Origin of the sequence: Comamonas sp. 23, from assembly GCF_049601575.1 — a bacterium.
Classification (GTDB): Bacteria; Pseudomonadota; Gammaproteobacteria; order Burkholderiales; family Burkholderiaceae_C; genus Comamonas; species Comamonas squillarum.
Genome location: NZ_CP187127.1, coordinates 2,824,070 through 2,848,803, shown reverse-complemented (window position 1 = coordinate 2,848,803; position 24,734 = coordinate 2,824,070). Strand labels below are relative to the sequence as shown.

The following is a 24,734-nucleotide window of genomic DNA, read 5'->3' as shown; positions in this document are numbered from 1 at the left end:
CTCTGGAGGCCTGCTCAGCCCATGTCCGGCTTGCAGTCAAACGCCGCCTGCAAGCCATTGTTGCCATCGGGCAGGCGCACGGCGGCTGGCGATGCGCTGGCCTCGTACAGGCCCACGCAGTGCTGCGCTGCCAGCGCACGCGCCAATTGCAGTGCGGCCTTGGCCTGCGACGGCTGCACGGCCACAAAAACTATATTGCGGCCAATGCTGTAGTCGGCGAGCAGACTTTTGTCTTCGGGTGGGAGTTCTTCCCGGTAAGGGCCTGACCGGGGGGGAAAGCGCTGCATCATATCCAGGCACCAGGCTTTGAGCGACAAGGTGGCGACGGCCGGGTCCTCATAGTCATGGTGCTCAGGCCATTCGGTCTGCGCCTGGAACCAGAGACCAAAGGCCGACGCCTCCTTGGGCGCGGCAGTGGGCGCAAAAACCAGCAGATGGTAGCTCATGGTGTGGTCTCCCGGCAATGATGCCCCGAAGCCCATTTAACCAAAGCTGCTGCGTGTTGGGTGTGCGATTTGTCCTACGCCCTGCCATGGGCAAGCTGCGGCGTCGTCGGACCTCGCATGCCCAGCGCGCGGTGGGCAGGCGGTGTGGCTGGGCTTACTTGGTGCCGAAGATGCGGTCGCCCGCGTCGCCCAGGCCCGGAAGGATGTAGCCGTGGTCGTTGAGCTGGCGGTCCACGGCGGCCGTGTAGATGTCCACATCGGGGTGGGCGGCCTGCATGGTCTTGATGCCTTCAGGGGCTGCGAGCAGGCACATGAACTTGATCGACTTGGGCTGGCACTTGTCCTTGAGCTGCTGCACGGCGGCGGCGGCCGAGTTGCCGGTGGCCAGCATCGGGTCGACAACGATCACATCGCGCTCGCCCATGTTGTCGGGCATCTTGAAGTAGTACTCGACGGGTTGCAGCGTTTCGGGGTCACGGTAGAGGCCGATGTGGCCGATACGGGCGCCGGGCACCACGTTGAGCATGCCGTCGAGAAAGCCATTGCCGGCGCGCAGGATGGAGACCAGGGCCAGCTTCTTGCCATCGATGACCTTGCCGACCATCTTTTCCATCGGGGTTTCGATCTCAAGATCCTGCAGCGGGAAGTCGCGCGTAATCTCATAGGCCATCAGGGTGGACAGCTCGCCGAGCATGCGGCGAAAGCTGTTGGTCGATGCTTCCTTGCGGCGCATCAGGGTGAGTTTGTGCTGGACCAGCGGGTGGTCGATGAGGTGAACGGTGCTCATGGTAGTTGCCAATGTCATTTTTGGCCGCAATGGTAGCAGTGCCGCTCTGTGGCCGTGCGCTGCCGGTGAATATATTTACCGAATGGTAGGCTTTTGCAGGGCCCATCGTCGCCAATCGCCGCTATTCGCCGCTCAGGCGCTGCCCAGCAATTGCGCGTAGCGGCCCAGGTCCACATTGCCGCCGCTGATCAGCACGCCCACGCGGGCGCCCTGCAGATCGACGCCGCCAAAGCGGGCCCCGGCCAGGCTCAGCGCGCCGGTGGGCTCGACCACCATCTTCATGCGCTCGGCATAAAAACGCATGCAGTCCACCAGCTGCGGGTCACTGGCGGTGACGATGTCGGTCACATCGCGGCGGATGATCGCATAGGTCAGGTCGCCCAGTGCCTGGGTCTGCGCGCCATCGGCAATCGTGCGGGGCGTGGCGATCTTGACGATCTCACTCTTGCGCAGCGATTGCTGGGCATCATTGCCGGCCTCCGGCTCCACGCCATAGACCTTGCACTGGGGTGCCATGGCCTTGGCCGACAGCAGGCAGCCCGACAGCAGTCCGCCGCCGCCCAGGCAGACAAACAGGTAGTCGAGCTGGGGCACGTCCTGGAACAGTTCCATCGCGCTGGTGCCTTGGCCGGCAATCACATCGGCATGGTTGTAGGGCGGCACCAGGGTCATGCCACGCTCCTGGGCAATGCGCTGGCTGATCGCCTCGCGGTCTTCGCTAAAACGGTCATAGGTGATGACCTCGGCGCCATAGCCGCGCGTGGCATCGAGCTTGGCCGCCGGGGCGTCTTCGGGCATCACGATGGCCGCGGGCATGCCCAGGATGCGGGCCGACAGCGCAATCGCCTGCGCATGGTTGCCCGACGAAAAGGCCAGCGCGCCGCGCTGCGCCTGCTGCGGCGAGAACTGGGCCAGCGCGTTGTAGCCGCCCCGAAACTTGAAGGCGCCCATGCGCTGGTAGTTCTCGCACTTGAAGAAGAACTCTGCCCCCGTCAATTTGTCGAGGGTGGACGAGCGCAGGACCGGCGTGCGGTGGGCAACGCCCTGCAGGCGCTGGGCAGCGGCCTGCACATCGTCAAAAGTGGGGAGCGGGGTGGCGGTGGCGTTCATGGTCGATCAGGGTGGCAGAGGCATCGAGGGATTCATGGTAGTGGCTTTTTGGCGGTTTGGTGTCGCTCTGGTCGTCCGCCTTGGGGGTGCTGCAGGCTGCATGCAGCGCTGCGGGTCGCTGCGGCGCCCGACACCTGGCTCGCGAGGCTGGCAGACAAGCTTGTGCGCAACGCTGGCGGGCAGGCTGTAACCACCGTTGCCTATAGGCGTTTACGTATAATCGGCCGCTTGTATCGGCTTATGTTGCTAAAGGTTGGGGTATGTGGAACAAAAAATTTGCGCTGGCCATCGGTGCCGCAGCGGTCTCGGTGTTGGCAGCGGGCGCGGCGCAAGCGCAGGGCCGTGATCTCGTGGTGGCCTCGAGCGCGACCTACGCACCTTTTGCGTTCGAGAACAAAGACAAGCAAATCGTGGGTTTTGATATCGACATCGTCAATGCCATCGCCAAGCAGCAGGGCATGAAGCTGCGCATCGTCAACACACCGTTCAGCAGCATCTTTGCCTCGCTCAACAATGGCGATGTGGACTTTGTCATCTCCGGCGTGACCATCAACGACAAGCGCAAGCAGAGCTTTGATTTCTCCCAGCCTTACTTTGATGCCCGCCAGCTGATTGCCGTACCCAAGGACAGCACGGTGGCCTCGCTCAAGGACCTCAAGGACAAGAAGGTGTCGGTGGTCAGCGGCTCGACCGGTGACGATGTGATGAGCCGCGAAGTGGGCAAGACCAGCGCCAATATCCGCCGCTTCGAGAGCACACCGCTGATCATCTCCGAGCTGGCCGCCGGCGGCGTCGATGCGGCGATTGGCGACAACGGCGTCATCGCCTACCGCGTCTCGCAGTACCCGGCGCTCAAGACTGTCGATGATGCGAGCTTCCCCAAGGAGCATTTCGGCATCGTCGTGCGCAAGGGCGACAAGGCCCTGCAAGACAAGATCAACGCCGGCCTGGCCGCCATCCGCGCCGATGGCAGCTACAACGTGATCTACAAGAAGTGGTTCAACCAGGACTACAAGCCCCAATAAGGCAAGGCTTGGCGCAGTTGCAATGACGGCCCTGTGGCCGTCATTTTGTTTGAAGGAATGGATTGATGGACAACAACACCCCCGTAGAGTGGTTCGGCTGGTTCCGCCCCGATATCCTGGTGGAATACAAGCAGATGTTTTGGCAGGGTGCCATGGTCACCATCGGCATGACGGTGGCCTGCGTGATCATGGGTTGCGCGCTGGGCCTGATGCTGGCCCTGGCACGCCTGGCCGACACGCGCCACCAGCCCTGGAAGGGCGTGTGCAAATACCTGCTGCGCTGGCCATCGACGGCCTATGTCAGCTTTTTCCGGGGCACGCCGCTCTTTGTGCAGATCTTGCTGATGCATTTTGCCGTGATGCCCTTGTTCGTGCACCCGGTCAACGGGCTGTTCATCAGCGGTGACCTGGCGCGCACGCTCAAGCAGGACCATGGCGCGCTGATGTCGGGGGTCGTGGCCTTGACGCTGAACTCGGCGGCCTATATCTCCGAAGTGTTCCGCGCCGGCATCCAGTCGATTGCGATGGGCCAGAAGCAGGCGGGCATGTCGCTGGGCATGACGCATGGCCAGATGATGCGCTATGTGGTGATTCCGCAGGCCTTTCGCCGCATGCTGCCGCCGCTGGGCAACAACATGATCTCGTTGCTCAAGGACACCTCGTTGGTCTCGGCCATCGGCCTGGCCGAGATGGCCTATGCCGCGCGCACCGTGGCCGGCGCCTATGGCCGCTACTGGGAGCCCTACCTCGCTGTGGCGCTCGCCTATTGGCTGATGACCTTTATGCTGACCCTGGGCCTGCGGGCACTGGAAAACCACCTGGCACGCACCGATCGCACTTGACTGCGCAGCGCATAAGCGAAAAAAAAGCCGGCATTGCCGGCTTTTTCTTTGCCTGCGCCCTGTAAGGCCTGCCAGGTTTGCCAGGTCACACAGGCGGGCAGTTTTATTTTTTGCCACCCATGATGCTGCCCAGCACGCCGCGCAGAATCTGGTTGCCCAGCTTGGTGCCAAAGGAGCGGGCGGTGGATTTGGCCATGGACTGCACGATGCCGTCCTTCTTGCCGCCGCGCGGACCGGTAGTTCCAAACAGGATGTCGTTGATGCTGCCCATCAGGCCACCTTCCTCTGGGGCTGCGGCACCACCTGCTGTGCCTGCACCGGCCTTGCCGCCTTGCTCTGCCGTGGCCTGTACGGCTCGTGCCTTCAGGATCTCGTAGGCCGACTCACGGTCCACCGGCGCGTCATAGACGCCAGCGACCAGCGAATTTTTCAGCAAGGCCTGGCGCTGCTCGGTGCTGATGGGGCCGATCTGGCTGCCGGGCGGCAGCACATAGACGCGCTCGGTCACGCTGGGGCGGCCTTTTTCGTCGAGAAAGCTCACAAGCGCCTCGCCCACTGCCAGTTCGGTGATGGCCGCTTCGATGTTCAAGCCCGGGTTGGCGCGCATCGTGGTTGCGGTGGCCTTGACGGCCTTCTGGTCGCGCGGCGTGAAGGCGCGCAGCGCATGCTGCACGCGGTTGCCCAGCTGGGCGAGCACGCTGTCGGGAATATCCAGCGGGTTTTGCGTGACGAAATACACGCCCACGCCTTTGGAGCGCACCAAGCGCACGACCAGCTCAATGCGCTCTTGCAGCACCTTGGGTGCGTCATTGAACAAGAGGTGGGCTTCGTCAAAGAAAAACACCAGCTTGGGCTTGTCGGGGTCACCAATTTCCGGCAGTTTCTCGTACAGATCGGACAGCATCCACAGCAAAAAGGTGGAATACAGGCGCGGCGAATTCATCAGCTTGTCGGCCGCCAGGATGTTGATCACCCCTTGCGTGCCCACCGTTTGCATCATGTCGTCGATGTTGAGCATGGGCTCGCCAAAGAAGTTGCTGCCGCCTTGCTGCTCGACCTGCAACAGGCCGCGCTGGATGGCGCCCACGCTGGCCGAGCTGATGTTGCCGTAGTCGGTGGTGAACTGCTTGGCGTTCTCACCCACATAGGAGAGCATGGCGCGCAGGTCCTTCAGGTCCAGCAGCAGCATGCCGTTGTCATCGGCGATCTTGAAGACCAGGTTGAGCACGCCCATCTGCGTGTCGTTCAGGTCCAGCATGCGGCCCAGCAGCAGCGGGCCCATGTCCGAGATGGTGGCGCGCACCGGGTGGCCTTGCTCGCCAAACACATCCCACAAGGTGGTGGGGCAGGCCTTGGGCGTGGGCAGGTCAATACCACGGTCTTGCAAGGTGGCAGCGAGCTTGCCGCCAATCTGGCCTACCTGGCTGATGCCGGTCAAATCGCCCTTGATATCGGCCATGAACACCGGCACGCCAATGCCCGAGAATCCCTCGGCCAATGTCTGAAGGGTTACAGTCTTGCCCGTGCCGGTCGCGCCGGTGATCAGCCCGTGGCGGTTGGCGAGGCCGGGAAGTAAAAAACACTCCGTTGTGCCATTTTTGGCAACCAGTAGGGGTTCAGCCATCGTAGGTTTCCTCTCCAGCATCAAAGTCAAAAGTAAAATCGCAGTCTAGCTAGATAAAACAATAGCAAAGGAAATTCTGTGGCAGGACACAGCAAATGGGCCAATATTCAACACCGCAAGGGTCGTCAGGACGAAAAACGCGGCAAGGTATGGACCCGTATCATTCGTGAAATTATGGTCGCTGCGCGGCAGGGCGGTGCGGATTTGAGCGCCAACCCGCGCCTGCGTCTGGCGATCGACAAGGCCAAGGCGGCCAACATGCCGGCCGACAACATCAAGCGCAACATCGACAAGGCCACCGGCAACCTCGAAGGGGTGACGTACGAGGAAATCCGCTACGAAGGCTATGGCATTGGTGGCGCGGCCATCATTGTTGACACCATGACGGACAACCGCGTGCGCACGGTGGCCGATGTGCGCCATGCGTTCAGCAAGCACGGCGGCAACATGGGCACCGAAGGCTCGGTGTCCTTCCAGTTCCGCAACCTGGGGCAGCTGGTGTTCGCCCCCGGTGCCGACGAGGACAAGATCATGGAAGTGGCGCTCGATGCGGGCGCCGAGGATGTGATCACCGACGAGGAGGGCGCCGTCGAAGTGCTGACGGCCCCGTCAGAATTCGAAGCGGTGCGCAATGCGCTGGAGGCAGCGGGCTTCAAGCCCGAAGTGGCCGAGGTGACGATGCGCCCCGAAAATACCGTAGATCTGGATGAGGAAGGTGCGGCCAAGATGCAAAAATTGCTGGACGCATTGGAAGATCTGGATGATGTTCAAGATGTTTACCATAACGCGGCGCTATGAAGGTACTTGTGATTGGTGGCGGCGGCCGTGAACACGCAATGGCCTGGAAGTTGGCGCAATCGCCCAAGGTCTCCAAGGTCTATGTAGCCCCGGGTAACGCAGGCACCGCACGCGACAAGCGTCTAGAAAACCTGCCGATCACCGATGTGGTCCAACTGCGCGAATGGGCGCAGGACAACGGTGTGCAGCTGTCCGTGGTGGGCCCCGAGGCGCCTTTGGCCGCCGGCGTGGTCGACGAGTTCCGCGCGCACGGCATGAAGATCTTTGGCCCGACCAAGGCCGCTGCACAGCTGGAGAGCTCCAAGGCTTTTTCCAAGGATTTCATGGCGCGCCATGGCATCCCGACGGCGCAGTACGAGACCTTCAGCGATCCAGTGGCGGCCCATGCCTACATCGACAAGCTGGGCGCGCCCATCGTCGTCAAGGCCGACGGCCTGGCCGCCGGCAAGGGTGTGGTGGTGGCTACCACGGCCCAGGAAGCGCACGATGCCGTGGACTTCATGCTGGTGGACAACAAGTACGGCGTTGCCCATAACGACGGCGGCGCCCGTGTGGTGATCGAGGAGTTCCTCGACGGCGAAGAGGCCAGCTTCATCGTGCTGTGCGACGGCAAGAGCGTGGCGGCCATGGCGACCAGCCAGGACCACAAGCGCCTCAAAGACGGTGACCAGGGCCCCAATACCGGCGGCATGGGTGCCTACTCGCCCGCCCCGGTGGTGACGGCCGATGTGCATGCCCGCGCGATGCGCGAGATCATTCTGCCCACCATCCGTGGCATGGAAAAAGACGGCATTCCCTACACCGGCTTCTTGTACGCGGGCCTGATGATCGACAAGGCGGGGCACCCCAAGACCTTGGAGTTCAACTGCCGCATGGGTGACCCTGAGACCCAGCCGATCATGATGCGCCTCAAGAGCGATCTGGTCGATGTGATGCAGGCTGCGACCGATGGCAAGCTCGACCAGATCGAGCTGCAGTGGGACCGCCGCACGGCCCTGGGTGTGGTGATGGCCGCCCATGGCTACCCGGACGCTCCCCGCAAGGGCGATGTGATCACCGGCCTGCCCGAGGATGAAGAAGAGGTGATGGTCTTTCACGCCGGCACCACGGTGCAGGATGGCAAGCCCGTCACCAGCGGTGGCCGCGTGCTGTGCGTGACCGCCTTGGCCGACAACGTCAAGCAGGCGCAGCAGCGCGTGTATGCCGCTGCCGCCCAGGTGCATTTCGATGGCGCGCAATACCGCCATGACATCGGCTACCGCGCGGTCAAGTGACTGCCAACAAGCCCACAGTGAGCCAGGCCCGTGCTGTCCTCGTCCGTTGACCAAGTGAACGCTGGAACCCAGGCCCTGGCGGTGGCCGCCTATCTCCAGTCGCTGCAGGCCTCGATCACCGAGGCCGTTGAGGCGCTGGAGCAGGAGGCGGGCAGCGCCGTGCGCTTTCTGGCCGACGCCTGGCAAAAGGCACCTGGCGAAAAGCTGCAAGGCCAGGGTCTGACCAAGATCCTCGAAGGCGGCACGGTGTTTGAGCGCGCAGGCGTGGGTTTCTCGCAAGTGCGGGGCCCGCAGCTGCCGCCTTCGGCCACCCAGCACCGGCCGGAACTGGCAGGTGCCCCTTTCACGGCCATGGGCGTGTCCCTGGTCTTCCATCCGCGCAACCCCTATGTGCCCACGGTGCACATGAATGTGCGCATGATTGCCGCAGGCCACCCCGGCCAGCCGGCCACCTGCTGGTTTGGTGGCGGCATGGATCTGACGCCGTTCTACCCGTTTGCGCAGGATGCGCAGCATTTCCACCAGGTCTGCCACGATGCGGTAGCGCCCTTCGGTGCCGAGCTGTACCCGCGCTTCAAGCAGTGGTGTGACAGCTATTTTTTCCTCAAGCACCGCAACGAAGCGCGCGGCATCGGCGGCATCTTCTTTGATGACTTCTCCGAGCTGGGCTTTGAGGGCGGCTTTGCAATGCTGCAGTCGGTGGGCGATGCCTTTTTGAAGGCCTATGTGCCCATCGTGCAGCGCCGCAAGGACGAGGTCTATGGCGAGCGCGAGCGCGAGTTCCAGCTCTACCGGCGCGGGCGCTATGTGGAGTTCAACCTGGTCTGGGACCGGGGCACCCACTTTGGCCTGCAGTCGGGCGGGCGCACGGAATCGATCCTGCTGTCGATGCCGCCCCTGGCGAGCTGGAGCTACCAGCGCCAGGACCCAGAGGGCTCGCCCGAAGCGCGTTTGCTTGCGGACTTTTTGCAGCCGCGTGATTGGCTGTAAACACCGGCCGCCTCAGTCCGCCGGCACCACTTGTGGCAGGGCTGGCGGGGCCTGCCGTCTGCACTGCAAGGCCTTACCAAGGCGCCATTTGGCGCAGCTTGCGTATAATTGACGTTCCGCTGACCGTATTCATGCCCCATCGCAGGCTGTGCGGCAGTATCTCTTGAAGGCCTTGCCCTTTTGACACGGCGTGTTGACGCGATCAACAATAACTGCAACACGCGCTATAGTACAAACACTTTCATCCATCACCGACTGATGACCACCGCCAAAAAATCCGAATCCACTGCCAAGAAATCTGTGCAATTGCTGCAGCGTGCCATCGTTGATGGGCTGGAAGATGTGAAAGCACAAGATATCCAGGTTTTCAATACCGAGCACCTCTCGCCGCTGTTTGAGCGCGTGATCGTCGCTGCCGGTACCTCGAACCGCCAGACCAAGGCCTTGGCTGCCAGCGTCAAGGACGCCGTCAAGGAAGCGGGCTTTCCCAAGCCACGCACCGAAGGCGAAGACAACGGCGAATGGATCATTGTCGACTGCGGCCCGGTTGTGGCCCACATCATGCAGCCGATGATCCGCCAGTACTACCGCCTCGAAGAGATGTGGGGCGACACGCCCGTGCGCGTCAAGCTGGGCGCTGCCAAGCCCAAGACCGCCAAGCCGGCCAAGGCCAAACCAGAAGCCGTTGCCGACACCGCTGCTGACAGCAAGAAGAAGCCCGCTGCACGCAAGCCTGCCGCTGCTGCCAGCGCTGCCGATGCACCAGTGAAGAAGACCGCTGCGAAGAAGCCAGCGGTCAAGAAGATCTCGGGCACCGTGGCCAAAAAGCCTGCGGCCAAGAAGACCAGCGCTGCTGCCACCGTCAAGACCGTCGTGGTCAACAAGCCCAAGGCCAGCAAGCCCGCAGCCAAGTCGGCCGTCGCCAAGCCTGCAGCCAACAAGCCAGCGGCCAAGCGCGCGACCAGCAAGGCCAAGTAACACCCCCTCAACCTGCGGGTTGCAAAGAGCTGTACTGCCAAGCAGGACAGCTCTTTTTCATTGGAGATTTCGCATGAAGATTTTCATTGTTGCGGTGGGCCAGCATGTACCCGATTGGGCGCAGACCGCTTATGACGACTATGCCAAGCGCTTCCCGCCCGAGCTGAAGGTGGAGCTCAAGGCGGTCAAGACCGAGCCGCGCGGCTCCAAGACGGTGGAGACCCTGTACGCCGCCGAGCGCAAGCGCATCGAGGCGGCGATCCCGCGCGGCACACGCATTGTGGTGCTCGATGAGCGCGGCACCAACCTGACCACCAAGGCGCTGGCCCAGCGGGTCAAGGGCTGGCAGCTCGAGGGTGACGATGTGGCGCTGATCATTGGTGGCCCCGATGGGCTGGACCCCGAGTTCAAGGCTGCTGCGCATGAGCGCATTCGCCTCTCGGACATGACCTTGCCCCATGCGATGGTGCGGGTGCTGCTGATCGAGCAGCTCTACCGCGCCTGGTCGGTCAATGCCGGCCACCCCTACCACCGCGAGTAGGCCCAGAGCGCCTGCGCTCGGGTGGGCGAGGGCAGGGCAATATCCCCGCTTGCCAGCGGGATGCCGGATGCGTTATGCTGCAAAAATAATAGCTGCTTGCGCTGGATTGATGGGCACAGGCGCTTTTTTCAAATCAAGGCCTCGCTTCCCACCATGCATCCCTTCGTCTACCTGGCGTCACAGTCCCCGCGGCGCAGTCAACTGCTCGAACAGATTGGTATCGCCCACCGCTTGCTGGTGGCCCAGGACGGCGATCCCGAATCCCAGGACCCTGAAGCACTGGAGCAGGTGCTGCCGCGCGAATCGGCCACCGACTATGTGCAGCGCGTGACCGGGCTGAAGCTCGATGCCGCGTTGGCCCGGCTGCAGCGGCGCGGCTTGGACCCAGCACCGATTCTGTGCTCTGACACCACGGTGTCGCTGGGCCGGCATATTCTGGGCAAGCCCGAGACGCCGCAGCAAGCGAGCGAGATGCTGCAGGCACTCAGCGGCAAGACGCACCGGGTATTGACCGCTGTGGCCCTGCAAAGCGGGCGCAAGCGCTTGACGGCCTTGTCCGTCTCCAGCGTGCAGTTTGCGCCTATCGATGCCGCGCAGATCGAGGCGTATGTTGCCAGTGGTGAGCCCATGGGCAAGGCGGGCGCCTATGGCGTGCAGGGGCGGGCGGCAGCGTATATTGCCAAGATCAGCGGCAGTTATTCCGGCATCATGGGGCTGCCCGTGTTCGAGACGGCCCAGGTGCTGCGGGCTGCAGGGTTTGCCATTTAAGGCCCTCTAAGAATGACTTCTATGCAAAATGATATTTTGATCAATTGGGCGCCGCAGGAGACGCGCGTGGCCATCATTGAGGGTGGCGCCGTGCAGGAGCTGCACCACGAGCGCACCCTGGAGCGAGGCCTCGTAGGCAATGTTTACCTGGGCAAGATATCGCGCGTGCTGCCCGGCATGCAATCGGCCTTTATCGACATTGGTCTGGAGCGCGCCGCGTTCTTGCATGTGGCCGATGTCTGGCAGCGCCAGGAGGGTGGCCTGGCGCCGATGTTTGCGCGCAAGGGCGAGCCCCAGGTACCGATTGAAAAGCAGATCTTCGAAGGCCAGTCGATCATGGTGCAGGTCATCAAGGACCCGATCGGCACCAAGGGCGCGCGGCTGTCCACCCAGATCAGCGTGGCCGGGCGCCTGCTGGTGTTTCTGCCCCAGGACGACCATATCGGCGTCTCGCAAAAAATCCCCCAGAACGAACGTGATGCGTTGCGCGCCCGCCTGCAGGCATTGGTGGGCACGGCGCAAACCGGCGGGGGCGGCGGTTTTATCCTGCGCACCAATGGCGAGGACTCCAGCGATGAGGAACTGGCCGAGGACATCAGCTACCTGCGCAAGGTCTGGAAGCGCATCAAGGACAGCGCTGCCAAGCAAGCCGCCAAGAGCTTGTTGCACCAGGACCTGAGCCTCATGCAGCGCGTGCTGCGCGACATGGTCACGGAAAACACCCAGTCGATCCGCATCGATTCGCGCGAGCAGTTTGTGCTGCTGCAGCAGTTTGGCCAGGAGTTCATGCCCGCCGCGCTCCCCAAGCTGCAGCTCTACAAGGGCGAGCGCCCGATCTTCGACCTGTACTCGGTTGACGAGGAGATTGCCCGCGCGCTGGGCCGGCGTGTGGATCTCAAGTCGGGCGGCTACCTGATCGTGGACCAGACCGAGGCCCTGACCACGGTCGACGTGAACACCGGCGGCTATGTGGGTGCGCGCAATTTTGACGACACTATCTTCAAGACCAACCTGGAAGCGGCCCATGCCATTGCCCGGCAGCTGCGGTTGCGCAACCTGGGCGGCATCATCATCGTCGACTTCATCGACATGGTGCACGAGGACCACCAGGCGCAGGTGCTGCATGAGCTGCGCAAGCAGCTGCAGCGCGATCGCGTCAAGACCATGTGCGGCGAGTTCTCCCAGCTGGGCCTGGTAGAGATGACGCGCAAGCGCACGCGCGAGTCCCTCGCGCATATGCTTTGCACCTCGTGCCCGGTCTGCCATGGCGTCGGTGAAGTCAAGACCGTGCGCACCGTCTGCTACGACATCCTGCGCGAGATTTTGCGCGAGGCACGCCAGTTCAACCCCAAGGAGTTCCGCGTGCTCGCAGCCCCTCCGGTGATCGAGATGCTGCTGGACGAAGAGAGCCAGCACCTGGCCGGCCTGTCCGATTTCATCGGCAAGCCGATCTCGCTGCAGGCCGAAGGGCGGGATGGTTCGGACCAGTACGACATCGTGCTGCTGTAGCTCCAAGTCGGCTGCATCCACCCAGCAAAAAGCCCGGCAAGATCGGTTCTCGCCGGGCTTTTGCTATGGGACGGCTGCTTAAAGCTTGCGCAGGCGCTCCAGCGCCGCCAGCAACGTTTCATCCTTTTTGGCGTAGCAAAAGCGCACCACCTGCTGGTCAAAGCCGTCGCCATAAAAGGCGGAGAGAGGAATGGCTGCAACGCCCAGGTCCTTGACCAGTTGCTGGCAGAACTCCGCTTCGCTGGCATCGGTCACGGCCGAGATATCCACGCATTGGAAATAGGTGCCTGAGCTGGGCAGGAGCTTGAGGCGCGAGCCTTCGAGGCCGGCGCGGAACAGGTCGCGCTTCTTTTGGTAGAAGGCCGGCAGGTTCAGGTAGGGCGCGGGGTCCTTCAAATACTCGGCCAGCCCCACCTGCATGGGGGTGTTGACCGTGAAGACATTGAACTGGTGCACCTTGCGAAATTCCGCCGTCAGCGGCGCCGGTGCGGCCACGGTGGCCACCTTCCAGCCGGTCACATGGAAGGTCTTGCCAAAGCTGCTGACCACATAGGCGCGCGCGGCCAGGCCCGGGTAGCGTGATGCGCTTTCATGGCGCTCGCCGTCGAACACCATGTGCTCGTAAACCTCATCGGCCAAGAGCAGGATGCTGGTCGGGGCCAGCAGGTCTTGCAGCTGCTGCATCTCCTGCGCGGTCCAGGTGGTGCCGCTGGGGTTGTGCGGCGTGTTGATCAGCAGCAGGCGCGTCTTGGGCGTGATGGCTGCCGCGATCTTGCCAAAATCAGGGCGGAAGGTCTTGGGGGTCAGCGGCACGCGCACCGGCACGCCGCCAGCCAGCTCGATATTGGGCACATAGCTGTCATAGCAGGGGTCCAGCACGATGACTTCATCGCCGGGGCTCACGCAGCTGAGGATGACGGTGAGGATGGCCTGGGTGGCACCGGCGGTGACAGTGATTTCGCTGTTGGCGTCATAGCGCTTGCCATAGAGCGCTTCGATTTTCTGGGCCACCACCTCGCGCAAGGCTGGCACACCGGTCATTGGCGGGTACTGGTTGTGGCCGGCCTGCATGGCGCGGCTGACGCTGTCGATCAAAGCCGGATCACAGCCAAAGTCCGGGAAACCCTGGCCCAGATTGACGGCCTTGTGCTCGGTCGCGAGCGCCGACATGACGGTGAAAATGGTGGTGCCCACGTTGGGCAGGCGGCTGGGGAAGGATGGGGTCAGGGCAGAAGCGGACATGGTGGACGGGGCGGGACACAAGACCACGGCCGGCCAGCGGGGCCGCGAACCATGCATCCATCGATCAAAAATGGGGGTGAAAAGGGTTGCGGATCAGAGCTCGTAGTCAGCCACATGGCCGACCATCGCTCGGCCGATCAGATCACGGTTCAAACGGTCGCTGATCAGCTCGGCAAATTTGTAGACGAAATTGCGCATATAGGCGCCGCGCTTGAAGGCCACGCGCGCCACACTCTCGCCAAAGAGGTGACCCATGGGCCGCACGGCCAGGTCCTTGATCGGGTCATCGCGCATGGCCATCTCGGCCACGATGCCAATGCCCAGGCCCAGGCGGACATAGGTCTTGATGACGTCGGAGTCAATCGCTTCGAGCACGATCTTGGGCGTGAGCTGGCGGGCTGCCATCGCCGAATCGATCTTGCCCCGGCCGGTGAAGGAGGGGTGGTAGGTGATCAAGGGCTCGGCCGCAATGTCTTCGAGGTTGATGCGTTCCTTTTGCGCCAGCGGGTGCTGGTGCGGCATGACTAGCACGTGCTGCCATTCGTAGCAGGGCAGGGTCACCAGCTCGGGGTAGTCGGCAAGCGACTCGGTGGCCATGCCCAGGTCGGCCTGCTCATCGATCACCATGCGCGCGACTTCGGCGGGCGTGGCCTGGTGCAGGCTGACCGTCACCTTGGGGTAGTGCTCACGCAACCGCGCCACCGGGGTGGGCAGCACATAGCGCGCCTGGGTGTGGGTGGTGGCGATGGAGAGGGTGCCGCTGTCCTGCGCGCTGTACTGGTCGCCAATGCGCTTGAGGTTGCCGACCTCGCGCATGATGATCTCGATACTGCGCAGCACCTGCTGGCCCGGCTCGGTGATGCGTTTGAGGCGCTTGCCGTGGCGTGCAAAGATGTCGATGCCCAGTTCCTCTTCCAGCTCGATGATGGCCTTGGAGACGCCGGGTTGCGAGGTGTGCAATGCCTTGGCCGCCTCGGTCAGATTGAGGTTGCGGCGCGCGGCCTCTTGCACAAAGCGGAACTGATGCAGGTTCATACAATGATGCGGAATATGAATGTGCATCATTATGCTTGATTGGAATATAAAAAGCAGCCCTTAGACAGAAACCCAAGCGGCGGGGCGGAATTTTGGCACGCCGCGCTTGCCGCGCATCGCCATAGGCGTGGCGTCTAGGCCCATATAGTTCGGCGATGCGACTCGGGCCACTAGCCCTGCAGCTTGCCTTGCAGATAGCCGCCAGCCATGTCCGCCAACAGCTGGATGACCCGGGCATCCTCGCCCATCGCCGGGGCGATGCGCAGCTGCAGCTGGGGGTAGAGGGGAGCAAGCTCCTCAACGAGCGCAGGAATGTCTTCGCTGGCATGCTTGCCCACGCCAAAAAGCAGGGGCCAGATGGTGATGTGGGTCAGCTGCGGATGCGACTGCAGCAGCTGGGCCACGGCGGGGCCGAGCGGCGGCTCGCACCAGTCCAGGTAGGCGCAAGCCACAGCAGCAGCCGGTTGCGCTTGCTGCACCTGGGCGAGCAGGTGTTCGGCATTGCGGCGCCAGACGGGGTCCTTGGAGCCGTGAGACAGCAGGATGAGGCCAGTGGCAGAGGAGGGCGATGGCATGGGGCGATGGTGGTGGTCTAAGGTGGAAAGGTGTTTGCGGCTGTAAAGCTTGGAACCTTTGATCATTATCGCTTTCCCATGGATGGGCGCGATTGGCGCCCGCGCTGATACCGCATGTAGCAAAATGTACAGCTTGCGCGGCCAGGTCCGAAAAACCTGCCCATCCTGCGCAACGCTTTACACTGCCTACATATTTAGCTGTAAAAATAGTAGTTTGCTCTACCTGAAGCCAAAACCGATGATGCCGGATGTTTCCAATTTTTCGCGCCAGTCTCTGGCACCGTTTCAATCTTTGGCAACTGTCGGAAAGCTTTCCTCCCCCTGTACGTTTGGCCAGCTCGCCCGGGTTGGCGCGGTGGTCGCAGCCCTGGGCCTGCTGACTGCCTGCACGGACAAACCTGCGCCCACCGCTGCAGCGCCGCAGGCCCCGGAGGTGGGCATCATCACCGTGCAATCCGCATCGCAGCAGCTGACCGCCGAGCTGCCGGGCCGCACCAATGCCTTCATGATTGCCGAGATTCGCCCCCAGGCCAACGGCATTGTCGAAAAGCGCCTGTTCACCGAAGGTGCCTCGGTCAAGGCCGGTCAGGCGCTCTACCAGCTCGATGACCGGCCCGCGCGGGCCGCGGTCAACAGCGCCGAGGCGGCACTGGCCAAAGCCAAGGCCACGGCGCAGACGGCGCGTAGCAACGCAGCGCGCAACAGCGAGCTGGTCAAGATCGATGCCATCAGCCGCCAGGTGTTTGATGACAGCCAGGCGCTGGTCGCGCAGACCGCCTCCGATGTGGCCGTCGCCGAGGCCGCGCTGGACAATGCGCGCATCAATCTGCAGTACACCCGCATCAGCTCGCCCATCAGCGGTAAGGTCAGCACCTCGGCCGTCACGCCCGGTGCGCTGGTCACGGCCAACCAGGCGACGGCACTCACCACCGTGGTGCAGCTCGATCCGATGTATGTGGACTTCACCCAATCGAGCACCGAGATGCTGCAGCTGCAGCGCGACCTGAAGGCGGGGCGCTTTCAACGCCTCGAAGGCGACCAGATTCCGGTGCGCATCCGCCTCGATGACGGCACCGAATACAGCCATGAGGCCAAGCTCAAGTTCTCCGGCGTGATTGTCAGCGCCACCACGGGCACGGTCACCTTGCGGGCGCAGGTGCCCAACCCCGATGGCGTGCTGATGCCCAATATGTATGTGCAGGCCTTGCTGCCCACGGCCGTGGCGCCCGATGCGCTGCTCGTGCCCCAGCAATCGGTGGTGCGCGATTTGACCGGCAAGCCGACCGTCTTGGTGGTCACCGCCGAGGACAAGGTGCAAAAGCGCACCTTGCAACTGGACCGCGCTGTGGGCAGCCAGTGGCTGGTGGGCAGTGGGCTCAAGTCCGGTGAGCGCGTGGTGGTCGATGGCTTCCAGCGCGTCAAGGACGGTGACAAGGTGCGGGTGGCCGAGGTGGACCTCAAGGCACAGACCGAGCGCGTGCGCAGCCCGGGACGCGTTCCCGGCCAGGCCGCAGCGCCGGCAGCAGCCCAGTAAGACACCCAGAACCCGAGGCTGCATCCATGGCACAGTTTTTTATCCAGCGCCCCATTTTTGCGTGGGTGATCGCCATCATCATCATGCTGGGCGGGGCCCTGTCCATCTCCAAGCTGCCGCTGGAGCAGTACCCCGAGATTGCGCCGCCACGCGTCACCATCGGCACCCAGTACACCGGTGCATCGGCCGAGACGGTGGAGAACTCCGTCACCCAGATCATCGAGCAGCAGCTCAAGGGCATTGACAACATGCTCTACATGAGCGCGACCAGCAATGCCTCTGGCCAGGCCCGCATCACCTTGACCTTTGCGCCCGGCACCAATGTGGACGTCGCCCAGGTGCAGGTGCAAAACAAGATCCAGGGGGCACTCAACCGCCTGCCCGAATCGGTCAAGAGCCGGGGCGTGTTCATCAACAAGGGCGGCCAGGATTTTCTGGTCACCTACAGCTTCTACTCGCAAGACCCGACGATGACCGAGGTCGACATTGGTGACTACATCAATGCCAGCCTGGTCGATGTGATCGGGCGCCTCGAAGGCGTGGGCGACATCAATGTGTTTGGTACGTCCTATGCCATGCGCATCTGGATGGACCCGGCCAAGATGGAGAAATTCGGCCTGATGCCGTCGGACCTGGCCAATGCGCTCAATGCGCAAAACGCCCAGGTCTCAGCCGGCCAGCTGGGCGCGCTGCCAGCGGTGAACAACCAGCAGCTCAATGCCACGATCACCGCGCGCACCAAGCTCAAGACCGTGGACCAGTTCGAGGACATCGTGCTCAAGGCTGCGACCGATGGCTCGGTGGTCACCATCAAGGATGTGGCGCGGGTGGAGCTGGGCGCGGAAAACCTGAACGTGCAGGCCAAGCTCAATGGCATGCGCGGCGCTGGCATGGGCATCATCTTGGCCGATGGCGCCAATGCGATGGCGGTGTCCGATGCCGTCGCGGCCAAGCTGGCCGAGATGAAGCCGTACTTCCCCAACCAGATCGACTACTTCGTCAGCTCGGACTCCACCCCCTTTGTGCGTGCCTCCATCCATGAGGTGGTCGCAGCGCTGGGCGAGGCCATGGTGCTGGTGGTGATCGTGATGTTCGTGTTTTTGCAGAACCTGCGCGCGACCTTGATTCCGGCCATTGCCGTGCCAGTGGTGCTGCTGGGCACGTTCGGCGTGCTGTCGATTGCCGGTTACTCGATCAATACCTTGACGATGTTTGCGATGGTGCTGGCCATCGGCTTATTGGTGGACGATGCCATTGTCGTGGTGGAAAACGTCGAGCGGGTGATGCACGAGACGGGCATGTCCGCCAAGGAGGCGACCAAGGTCTCGATGCGCGAGATCACGCCGGCGCTGGTCGGCATTGGCGTGACCTTGTCGGCGGTGTTTGTGCCGATGGCCTTTTTTGGCGGCTCCACCGGGGTGATATACCGCCAGTTCTCGATCACCATCGTCGCGGCCATGGCGCTGTCGGTGTTTGTCGCGCTGACCTTGACCCCTGCGCTGTGCGCCACCATCCTGAAGGCGCCCGCGCATGCGGGCGGCCATGAGCGGGCCATTCGCAAGGGCCTGTTTGGCATCAGCGACCGGTTCTTCCGCTGGTTCAACCGCAATTTTGACCGCACTGCCAGCCGCTACCAGGGCATCGTCGCCCGCAGCCTGCGCCGCGCCAAGCGCATGATGCTGATCTTTATCGCGGTGCTGCTGGGTGTGTGGCTGCTGATGCACAAGCTGCCCACGTCCTTCCTGCCCGATGAGGACCAGGGCTTTCTGTACGTGAACGTCAACCTGCCCTCGGGCGCGGCAGATGCGCGCCTGCAGGATGTGCTCGACGAGGTGCGCGAGTACCTGCTCCAGCAACCCGACATCATCAGCTTCAACCAGGTCTCGGGCCTCAACGGCGACCAGAGCTCGGCGCGTGGCTTCATCCGGCTCAAGCCCTGGGATGAGCGCAAGCTTCCATCGCAGTCGTCGGCAGCCATCGCCAACAAGGCCACCAAGGACCTGTCGCGCATCCGCGATGCACGCGTCTTGGTGATTCTGCCGCCGGCCGTGCGCGGCCTGGGTGCCAGCTCGGGCTTCAACTTCATGGTCAAGGACATGAACAGCATCGGCCACGATGGCCTGCTGGCCGCCAGCAACCAGGTGCTCGCCGCGATGCGTGCCAACCCCAATCTGACTGCCGTGCGCACCACCAATCTGGACGATGCGGCCGAGCTGCGCGTCGATGTGGACGACCGCAAGGCCGCAGCGCTGGGGCTGTCGTATGCCGACATCAACAGCGTGCTGTCCAGTGCGATGGGCGGCACCTATGTGAATGACTTCTTGAACAATGGCCGGGTCAAGCGCGTCTACATCATGGGTGATGCGCCGCACCGCATGCTGCCCCAGGACATCGCCAAATGGACCGTGCGCAACAAGAACGGCGAGATGGTGCCCTTTGGCGCGTTCTCGGACAGCCACTGGGCCTATGGCTCGCCCCAGCTGCTGCGCTACAACGGCAGCCCGGCCTATGAGTTTGAAGGCCGCGCGGCACCCGGTATCAGCTCGGGCGCGGCGATGCAGGAGGTCGAAGCCATCCTGGCCAAGCTGCCCGCCGGCCTGGGCTATGAATGGACCGGCGCCTCGCTGCAAGAGCGCCAGTCCGGAGCGCAGGCGCCGATGCTCTATGCGATCTCGATCCTGTTCGTGTTCCTGTGCCTGGCCGCGCTCTACGAGAGCTGGACCGTGCCGCTGTCGGTGATGCTGGCCGTGCCGCTGGGCGTGATTGGTGCACTGGCGGCGACCTATACCCGGGGCCTGACCAACGACGTGTATTTCCAGGTGGGCCTGCTCACCACGGTGGGCTTGGCGGCCAAGAATGCCATCTTGATTGTGGAGTTTGCGGTGCAATTGCAGGAGCAGGGCAAGCAGCTGTTCGACGCGACGGTCGAAGCCGTGCGCCTGCGCCTGCGCCCCATCCTGATGACCTCGCTGGCTTTTGGCTTTGGCGTGATTCCGCTGGCCATTGGCACCGGCGCCGGGGCGGGCGGGCGCAATGCCATCGGCACGGCGGTGCTGGGCGGTATGGTGGCCTCGACCGTGCTCGGCATTTTCATGGTGCCGGTCTTTTTCCTGCTGATCCGCAGCTGGTTCCGCTCCCGCAGCCGCCATGACGAGGCGCCCGCGCACCCCAGCCCCGCGCAGGAGACCGCGCCATGAGCCGTTTTGACACTTTTTCCATGACACGTGCTTATCGTTTGCCGCTGTCGCTTTTGGCAGCGGGCCTGCTGTCCGCCTGCAACCTGGCACCGCAGTACCAGCGCCCTCCAACGGCGGTGCCCGCTACGCTCGACGGCGTGGCGCAGACCTTGCCTGCCGACTTTGTCGTGGAGCCCGCTGCGGCCGATACCTTGGAGCTGCTGCCCTGGCAGCAGTGGGTGGAGAGCGCAGGCCTGCGCCAGTTGATTGAGCAGGGACTGCAGAACAACCGCGATCTGCGCGTGGCGATCGCCAATATCGAAAAGGCGCGCGCGCAATACGGTGTGCAACGCGCCGACCAACTGCCCAGCCTGAACGCCAATGCCCAAGGCAGCCGCACCCGCACCGCAGATGATCTGCGCTCGTCGACGGCGCCGTCGTCCGTGGCCAACCAGGTGAGCGTGCAGCTGGGTCTGGCCAGCTATGAGCTCGATTTTTGGGGCCGGGTGCGCAACCTGAGCGAGGCGGCCTTGCAGCAGTACCTGCTGGTCGAAGAAAACCGCCGCAGTGTGCAGCTGGGCCTGATCACCGATATCGCCAATGCCTGGGTGGCCCTGGCCAGCGACCAGCAGCGCCTGCAACTGGCGCGCGATACGCTGGCCACGCGCGAGCAGGGCTATGGACTGGTGCAGCGCATGCACCAGCTGGGCGCCACCAACGGTCTGGTGCTGGCCCAGAACCAGACGGCGGTCGAGACCGCCCGCAACGATGTGGCTGCCTACGAGTCGCAGGTGGCGCGTGATCGCAATGCGCTGCAGCTGCTGGTGGGCGGGCCGGTGTCGGGCGATATGCTGCCCCCGGCGCCCAGTGCATCGCTCAGCAGCAATGAGGTCAAGAGCGCGGGCTCGGGCCAGCTGCTCGACGGCGCAACGCCACAGGTCAAAGCGCCTGGCGTCGCCACCGCGATGACCGTGGTGCCAACCGGCCTGTCATCGCAGGTGCTGCTGGCCCGGCCCGATGTGGCCGCTGCCGAGCACAGCCTGCAGGCCCAGTACGCCAGCATTGGCGCGGCGCGTGCGGCTTTCTTCCCTACCATCAGCCTGACGGCCAATGCCGGCACTGCCAGTGATGCGCTCTCGGGCCTGTTCGATGGCGGCAACCGCGCCTGGAGCTTTGTGCCGCAGATCCGTCTGCCGATTTTTGACGGTGGCCGCAACCAGGCCAACCTCGATATTGCGCAAGCGAACCGCGATGCCGCGCTGGCCCAGTACGACAAGGCCATCCAGGTCGCTTTCCGCGAGGTGAGCGACGCGCTGGCCGATCGCGCCACGATGCAGCGGCGCCTGAACTCGCAAGTGGCTTTGGTGCAGGCGGCCAGCCGCGTGCTGCAGCTGTCGCAGGCGCGCTTCAAGGCCGGGGCCGACGACTTTCTCACCGTGCTCGATGCGCAGCGCAGCCTCTATGCGGCCCAGCAAACCCAGATCACCTTGATGCAGGCCGAGCAGGTCAACCGCATCAGCCTGTACAAGGCGCTGGGCGGGGGTATCGACAAGGTGTCGTGAGGTCGCAGGCGCTAGGACCCTCGCAAGCTCAGGTGCAAACGCAAACGCGCAATGCTGCGAGGGCAATGCGCGCTGCACTACCATGGCGGCATGACTGACACCTTGCACACGCCTGCTGACCGCATTACCTCTTCCGAGTTTGACGAATCCCAGGCGCAGGCAGTGGATGCGCTGATTGTCGGCGCCGGGCCCGTAGGCATGTTTGCCGCCTTCCAGCTGGGTTTGCAGGGCGTGCAGGCCCATCTATGCGACAGCCTGCCGCAGATGGGCGGCCAGTGCATTGCGCTCTATGCCGACAAGCCCATCTACGACATCCCCGGCATAGCGCTGTGCACCGGCCGCGAGCTGGCCGCGCAGCTGCAGCAACAGATCCAGCCCTTCCACCCCGTTTTTCATGGCCACACCCAGGTCGCGCAACTGCTGCCCCATGGCGATGGCCGTTGGCGTGTGCAGCTGCAGGCCATCGATGGGCTGCAGACCCGCTGGCTGCTGGCCCGTACCGTGGTGGTGACCGCCGGTGTTGGGGCCTTTGTGCCCAAGCAGCTGCGCCTGCCCGGGCTCGACGCCTGGTTGGGCAGCCAGGTCTTCTACCATCCCGCGTTCGATGATGCCTGGCTGGAGCCGGTACTGGCGCGCCACCCCGCGCCGCGCATTGTGATCCATGGCGGCGACGAGGCCGCCGTCGAGGCCGTGCTGACAGCGGCAGGGCATGCCGCTTTGCAAGCCGCGCAGCTGGTGCTGATGCACCGGCGCGACCAGTTCAATGCGCCTGATGCGCTGCTGCAGCGCCTGGCGCAGCTGCGTGCCAGTGGCAGGGTGGAGGTCGTCATTGGCATGCCCCAGGCTATCGATGCGGGGGAACATCTGCAGGCTATCGACTATGTCGATGCCGATGGCGCGGACCAGCGCCTGGCCTGTGACCAGCTCTGGGTGTTCCAGGGCCTCTCGCCCAAGCTCGGGCCCTTGCTCGACTGGAACCTGGCGCTTGCGAAAAAGCAGCTGCAAGTGGCGACCGATACCTTCCAGACCAACGCCGTCGGTATCTATGCCGCAGGGGATATCGTCAGCTATCCTGGCAAGCGCAAGCTGATTCTGAGCGGCTTTTACGAAGCGACGATGGCCGCGATGGCCGCCATAGAATACCTGCGCGGCGAAAAACTGCTGCTGGAGTACACGACCACCAGCAAACGCCTGCATGAACGCCTGGGTGTGTCGCACCCGGACTGAGCCCCGCCTTGTTGATACGAACCCCGCCGATGCCTGATCTATCCATTCGCCACGCCCGTTTTCCTGAAGATCTGCAGGCGGTGCTGGCGATCTTTCGCGAGTACATTGCCAGCCCCCAGGCCGACCTGGGTTTTCAGAACTATGAGCCCGAGCTGGCGGCACTCCCCGGCAAATATGCAGCGCTCCAGGGGCGTTTGCTGCTGGCCTGGCAAGGCGATGCGGTGGTGGGCTGCGCGGCGTTGCGCGATGTCGATGGCCAGTGCTGCGAGCTCAAACGCGTCTATGTGCGGCCAGCGGCGCGCGGCCTCAGGCTGGGCCGGCGCCTGGTCGAGCAGATGCTGCAGGAGGCCCGCGCCGCCGGTTACCAGCGCATGGCGCTCGATGTGCTGCCGGAATTTGTCGCCGCCCAAGCGCTTTACCGGGATCTGGGCTTTGTCGATGCGCCGCCGGTGAGCGTCAACCCGGTGCCGGGCACGGCCTTTCTGGCGCGCGTGCTGTAGCGCGGCATTGCGCTGCCGGCAAGCTGCATGCGTCCTTTGGATTCGCGGCGGTTTGGCTAACGCGCCCCTGGGCGACGAGGCCGGCGCGGTGCAGCGGCGATAATCGCCGCCGGGTTTGATCAACAAAGGGCGATGCAGCGATGGCGGTGATGGTGTCTTTGATTCCCGTGGTGCTGTTCATTGCACTGGGGTATGGTGCAGGGCGCATGGGCTGGGTCAAGGCGGCATCGGTGCGCGATCTGTCCAATATCGTTTTTCTGATTCTCACGCCGGCCTTGCTGTTTCACACGATGAGCACGGTGCGTGTGCAAGAGCTCAACCTGCAGACCATTGCGGTCTACTTCAGCGCTGCGGGCCTGCTGTTTGTCACGACCTTGCTGCTGCAGGGCTTTACCACGCTGGGCGCTGCGCGGGCTCTGGCCAACTGTTTCAGCAACAACATCATGATCGGCGTGCCGCTGGTGGGAATGGTGTTTGGGCAAGAAGGCCTGGTCACCTTGTTCACCATCGTCTCGGTCCATGCGCTGATCCTGATGACCTCGGCCACCATCGTGTTCGAGCTGGCCGTCATGCACCAGCAGCAGGGGGCGCAAGGCGGCGCGCGCAGCTACCGCGGAATGGCGATCACCGTGGTCCGGGCGCTGAAAAACGGCATCATCCACCCGATTCCCTTGCCCATCATCTGCGGGCTGCTGTTCGCGCAGACCGGGCTCAAGATGCCCGAGGTGATCGATACCTCACTGCAGATGCTGGCCCAGGCGCTGGGCCCGATCGCGCTGATGCTCGTGGGCATCACCTTGTTTTTCAGCGCAGTGGGCCGCTACTGGCTGCCTGCCAGCCGTATCGCAGTGGTCAAACTGCTGCTGCACCCGGTGCTGCTGCTGGCCATCGGATGGATGTGGGGGCTGCGCGGCCTGCCGCTGGTGGTGCTGGCCACGGCCGCATCGCTGCCGGTGGGGGCCAATGTGTTTTTGTTCACGCAGCGCTATGAAGTGGGGCGCGAGGAGGTCACGGCCAGCATCGCGGTATCGACCAGCCTGGCCCTGGTGACGATACCGCTGATCTTGCTGGGCCTGGCCCAGCTGCTGCAGACGGCTTAGAACCTGTTCAAAGTCTCCTCGCGCCGCGACAGTGTCTTTGCGGGATGGGATGCGAGGGGGGCGCCCAGCCGCGCAATACCGCAGCAATAGC

At 63.5% G+C, this 24,734-nt stretch carries 22 protein-coding genes; 15 read left to right on the top strand and 7 right to left on the bottom strand.

Annotation, left to right across the window (positions count from 1 at the left end):
* Window positions 1-14: 14 nt before the first annotated feature.
* The 3 genes from ACPEE1_RS12785 to ACPEE1_RS12775 form a co-directional block, all read right to left on the bottom strand.
* Entirely contained in the window at window positions 15-446 is a 432-nt protein-coding gene (locus ACPEE1_RS12785; protein ID WP_116925608.1) for a hypothetical protein, read from the bottom strand.
* A 154-nt stretch (window positions 447-600) separates the two neighbouring features.
* On the bottom strand, window positions 601-1,233 hold the full coding sequence (upp, locus tag ACPEE1_RS12780) for a uracil phosphoribosyltransferase (RefSeq protein WP_021028434.1): 633 nt from the start codon (window positions 1,231-1,233) through the stop codon (window positions 601-603).
* Window positions 1,234-1,365: 132 nt separating this feature from the next.
* Window positions 1,366-2,343, bottom strand: coding sequence for a threo-3-hydroxy-L-aspartate ammonia-lyase (locus ACPEE1_RS12775; RefSeq protein ID WP_182341218.1), 978 nt, complete (start codon window positions 2,341-2,343; stop codon window positions 1,366-1,368).
* A gap of 260 nt (window positions 2,344-2,603) precedes the next feature.
* On the opposite strand from ACPEE1_RS12775, the gene ACPEE1_RS12770 reads away from it, so the two are divergent.
* On the top strand, window positions 2,604-3,368 hold the full coding sequence (locus tag ACPEE1_RS12770; protein WP_021028432.1) for a basic amino acid ABC transporter substrate-binding protein: 765 nt from the start codon (window positions 2,604-2,606) through the stop codon (window positions 3,366-3,368).
* A gap of 65 nt (window positions 3,369-3,433) precedes the next feature.
* Window positions 3,434-4,210, top strand: a complete 777-nt coding sequence (locus ACPEE1_RS12765) for an amino acid ABC transporter permease (RefSeq protein ID WP_116925610.1) — start codon at window positions 3,434-3,436, stop codon at window positions 4,208-4,210.
* 103 nt (window positions 4,211-4,313) lie between these two features.
* Here the strand turns inward: ACPEE1_RS12765 and ACPEE1_RS12760 are convergent, their stop codons facing one another.
* The gene (locus tag ACPEE1_RS12760) at window positions 4,314-5,834 is read right to left on the bottom strand and encodes a helicase HerA-like C-terminal domain-containing protein (RefSeq protein ID WP_423932989.1); all 1,521 of its coding nucleotides are present in this window, start codon (window positions 5,832-5,834) and stop codon (window positions 4,314-4,316) included.
* A gap of 78 nt (window positions 5,835-5,912) precedes the next feature.
* Between ACPEE1_RS12760 and ACPEE1_RS12755 the strand changes: the two genes are divergently transcribed.
* The 7 genes from ACPEE1_RS12755 to rng all read left to right on the top strand — a co-directional run bounded on the left by ACPEE1_RS12755 (window position 5,913) and on the right by rng (window position 12,692).
* The gene (locus ACPEE1_RS12755) at window positions 5,913-6,632 is read left to right on the top strand and encodes a YebC/PmpR family DNA-binding transcriptional regulator (protein WP_423932985.1); all 720 of its coding nucleotides are present in this window, start codon (window positions 5,913-5,915) and stop codon (window positions 6,630-6,632) included.
* Window positions 6,629-7,906 (top strand): phosphoribosylamine--glycine ligase, encoded by a 1,278-nt coding sequence (gene purD, locus ACPEE1_RS12750; protein WP_116925614.1) that lies wholly within the window; start codon window positions 6,629-6,631, stop codon window positions 7,904-7,906. Before ACPEE1_RS12755 ends, purD begins: the two co-directional genes overlap by 4 nt.
* Window positions 7,907-7,960: 54 nt before the next feature.
* The gene (gene hemF, locus ACPEE1_RS12745) at window positions 7,961-8,896 is read left to right on the top strand and encodes an oxygen-dependent coproporphyrinogen oxidase (protein WP_116925615.1); all 936 of its coding nucleotides are present in this window, start codon (window positions 7,961-7,963) and stop codon (window positions 8,894-8,896) included.
* A 258-nt stretch (window positions 8,897-9,154) separates the two neighbouring features.
* Window positions 9,155-9,874 carry a ribosome silencing factor gene (rsfS, locus tag ACPEE1_RS12740; protein ID WP_423932982.1) on the top strand — a complete coding sequence of 240 codons (720 nt, stop codon included), beginning with the start codon at window positions 9,155-9,157 and terminating at the stop codon, window positions 9,872-9,874.
* Between the two features lie 73 nt (window positions 9,875-9,947).
* Window positions 9,948-10,415 (top strand): 23S rRNA (pseudouridine(1915)-N(3))-methyltransferase RlmH, encoded by a 468-nt coding sequence (gene rlmH / locus ACPEE1_RS12735; protein WP_116925617.1) that lies wholly within the window; start codon window positions 9,948-9,950, stop codon window positions 10,413-10,415.
* 153 nt (window positions 10,416-10,568) lie between these two features.
* Window positions 10,569-11,183: a Maf family protein gene (locus tag ACPEE1_RS12730; RefSeq protein WP_182341230.1), complete on the top strand. Its 615-nt coding sequence runs from the start codon at window positions 10,569-10,571 to the stop codon at window positions 11,181-11,183.
* Between the two features lie 21 nt (window positions 11,184-11,204).
* Complete coding sequence (rng, locus tag ACPEE1_RS12725; RefSeq protein WP_182341233.1) at window positions 11,205-12,692, top strand: ribonuclease G; 1,488 nt, start codon at window positions 11,205-11,207, stop codon at window positions 12,690-12,692.
* 78 nt (window positions 12,693-12,770) lie between these two features.
* Here rng and ACPEE1_RS12720 read toward each other — a convergent pair whose 3' ends face one another.
* The 3 genes from ACPEE1_RS12720 to ACPEE1_RS12710 all read right to left on the bottom strand — a co-directional run bounded on the left by ACPEE1_RS12720 (window position 12,771) and on the right by ACPEE1_RS12710 (window position 15,544).
* Entirely contained in the window at window positions 12,771-13,934 is a 1,164-nt protein-coding gene (locus ACPEE1_RS12720) for a pyridoxal phosphate-dependent aminotransferase (RefSeq protein ID WP_423932978.1), read from the bottom strand.
* Window positions 13,935-14,027: 93 nt separating this feature from the next.
* Entirely contained in the window at window positions 14,028-14,969 is a 942-nt protein-coding gene (locus tag ACPEE1_RS12715) for a CysB family HTH-type transcriptional regulator (RefSeq protein ID WP_116925620.1), read from the bottom strand.
* A gap of 170 nt (window positions 14,970-15,139) precedes the next feature.
* On the bottom strand, window positions 15,140-15,544 hold the full coding sequence (locus ACPEE1_RS12710) for a sirohydrochlorin chelatase (RefSeq protein ID WP_182341241.1): 405 nt from the start codon (window positions 15,542-15,544) through the stop codon (window positions 15,140-15,142).
* A gap of 238 nt (window positions 15,545-15,782) precedes the next feature.
* On the opposite strand from ACPEE1_RS12710, the gene ACPEE1_RS12705 reads away from it, so the two are divergent.
* The 6 genes from ACPEE1_RS12705 (at window position 15,783) to ACPEE1_RS12680 (ending at window position 24,643) form a co-directional block, all read left to right on the top strand.
* Window positions 15,783-17,078: an efflux RND transporter periplasmic adaptor subunit gene (locus tag ACPEE1_RS12705; protein WP_423932973.1), complete on the top strand. Its 1,296-nt coding sequence runs from the start codon at window positions 15,783-15,785 to the stop codon at window positions 17,076-17,078.
* Window positions 17,079-17,104: 26 nt separating this feature from the next.
* Entirely contained in the window at window positions 17,105-20,275 is a 3,171-nt protein-coding gene (locus ACPEE1_RS12700) for an efflux RND transporter permease subunit (protein ID WP_182341244.1), read from the top strand.
* A gap of 20 nt (window positions 20,276-20,295) precedes the next feature.
* Complete coding sequence (locus tag ACPEE1_RS12695) at window positions 20,296-21,816, top strand: efflux transporter outer membrane subunit (protein WP_423932969.1); 1,521 nt, start codon at window positions 20,296-20,298, stop codon at window positions 21,814-21,816.
* Between the two features lie 90 nt (window positions 21,817-21,906).
* Window positions 21,907-23,043: an NAD(P)/FAD-dependent oxidoreductase gene (locus ACPEE1_RS12690; RefSeq protein WP_260719544.1), complete on the top strand. Its 1,137-nt coding sequence runs from the start codon at window positions 21,907-21,909 to the stop codon at window positions 23,041-23,043.
* A 29-nt stretch (window positions 23,044-23,072) separates the two neighbouring features.
* Window positions 23,073-23,543, top strand: coding sequence for an N-acetyltransferase family protein (locus ACPEE1_RS12685; RefSeq protein WP_423932966.1), 471 nt, complete (start codon window positions 23,073-23,075; stop codon window positions 23,541-23,543).
* A 149-nt stretch (window positions 23,544-23,692) separates the two neighbouring features.
* Window positions 23,693-24,643, top strand: coding sequence for an AEC family transporter (locus ACPEE1_RS12680; RefSeq protein ID WP_409935153.1), 951 nt, complete (start codon window positions 23,693-23,695; stop codon window positions 24,641-24,643).
* Window positions 24,644-24,734 lie beyond the last annotated feature (91 nt).